General features: G+C 63.7%; 2 protein-coding genes. Both read right to left on the bottom strand.

Annotated elements, in window-relative coordinates:
• The coding region (locus HX846_RS33900) for a cation:dicarboxylate symporter family transporter (protein WP_178967118.1) at window positions 1-1,291 on the bottom strand (1,291 nt) is incomplete at its 3' end.
• Between the two features lie 91 nt (window positions 1,292-1,382).
• A partial coding sequence (locus tag HX846_RS33895) for an aminotransferase class I/II-fold pyridoxal phosphate-dependent enzyme (RefSeq protein WP_178967117.1) occupies window positions 1,383-1,939 on the bottom strand: 557 nt, incomplete at its 5' end.

Genomic DNA, 1,939 nt, shown 5'->3' with positions numbered 1-1,939 from the left:
GGGGCCGCTTCGCGGCCCAGCGGGAGCAAGCTCCCTCGCCACAGGTTTCTGCGGTGCTCTCACGCCTTTCCCACTTGGCGATCACCAGCGGTGCCAGGGCATTGCCCAGCACGTTCAGCGCGGTGGTCGGCATTTCCATCAGGCGATACACCCCGGCGATGAAGGCGATGCCCTCCAACGGCAAGCCCGCACTCGCCAGGGTCGCCGACAGAATCACGAACATGAACCCCGGCACCCCGGCCGCGCCCTTGGATGTCAGCACCATGGTCACCACCAGCAGGGCCTGGTCGCCAAGGCTCAGGTCGATGCCATACAGCTGCGCCACAAACAGCGTGCCGATCCCCAGGAACAGCGACGCACCGTCCAGGTTGAACGAATACCCCACCGGCACCACAAAGCTCACCAGTGAAGGCGGCACGCCGTAGGTTTCGAGTTTCTTCATCAGTTGCGGCATCACCGCCGCCGAACTGGCGGTGGAGAACGCCAGGATCAGTTCATCCTTGATATGCCGCATCAACGCAAACAGGTTGATCCCCCACAGCCGCGCCACCAGGTTGAGCACCACCAGCACGAAGAAAGCAATCGACACGTAGCTGACCAGGATCAGCTTGGCCAACGGCAACAGCGAGCTGAAACCGAAGTTGGCCACGGTCACTGCGATCATCCCGAACACGCCGATGGGCGAGTAGGCCATGATCATCGACGTGACCTTGAACATCGCCTCCGACACCCCGCGCAGCAGGGCAATCACCGGGTCCTTGCGCTCGGCGGGCAAGCGCGAAACCCCGAGGCCAAACATCACCGCGAAGAACAGCACCGACAGCAGGCTGCCCTGGGCCATGGCGTTGATGACGTTGTCCGGAATGATCCCGACAATGATCTGCCCCAGGCTGTGGCCACCGCCGGCGCTGCTCGTGGGCAGGGTCACGGCACTCGCTTGCAGGCTGGCCAGTTCGGTACCGGCGCCCGGCTGGAGCAGGTTGCCCATCACCAGCCCGACGATGATCGCCAGGGTGGTGATGCAGAAGAAATAGCCCAGGGACTTGGCCCCGATGCGTCCCAGGGATTTACCGTCACCGTGCCCGGCAATGCCCACCACCATGCAGGCAAACACGATGGGCACGACGATCATCTTCATCAGCTTGATAAAGATATCGCCCGCCGGTTGCAGCAGGTTGTCCACCAGCCACGGCCGGGATTCGGGAAAACGGTGCAGCAGGGCGCCGATGGCGATGCCGGCGAGCAAGCCGATCAGGATTTGCCAGACCAGCGCGATGCGGGGCTTGTGCATGGGAATGCCTCATTTATATCAATGATTATGAGTGTTGTTCTAGGCAGTCAATGAGCGGCCGTCCGTGGCCGCCGGGTGGGGTGGGTATCCGTCAGCGCAATCGATGGCACGCTTCATTCAGGCGACGGCAACCTTCTTCAATCACTTCAAGCGAGCTGGCGAACGACAGGCGGATATACGGCGACATGCCGTACGCCGCGCCGCTTACGGTGGCCAGGCCGTGTTCCCGCAGCAGGTGCTCGGCCAGTTGGGTGTCACTGTCGATCCGCTCGCCGTGGGCGGTGGTCTTGCCCATCAGCCCGGCGACGTTGGCGAACACGTAGAACGCGCCATCCGGTGGCGTGAAGCTCACGCCGGGAATGTCTTCAAGCAGGCCCAGCATGCGTTCGCGGCGTTGCTGGTACACCTCGCGCATCCCGGCGATGGGCGCCTGGTCGCCGGCGAAGGCGGCCACTGCGGCAGCCTGGCTGAGGGAACTGGGACAGGTGGTGGTTTGCGAAAGCAGCTTGGCAATGGCCGCGATCAACCAGGCCGGACCGGCACCGAAACCCAGGCGCCAGCCGGTCATGGCGTAGCCCTTGGAGGCGCCGTTGACGATCAGCGTGCGCGGCTTCAGGTCCGGTGCGAGTCGGGTCAGGGAAACGTGGC

This window comes from Pseudomonas sp. K5002, from assembly GCF_013386655.1.
Classification (GTDB): Bacteria; Pseudomonadota; Gammaproteobacteria; order Pseudomonadales; family Pseudomonadaceae; genus Aquipseudomonas.
This window is presented reverse-complemented; position numbering and strand designations above follow the sequence as displayed.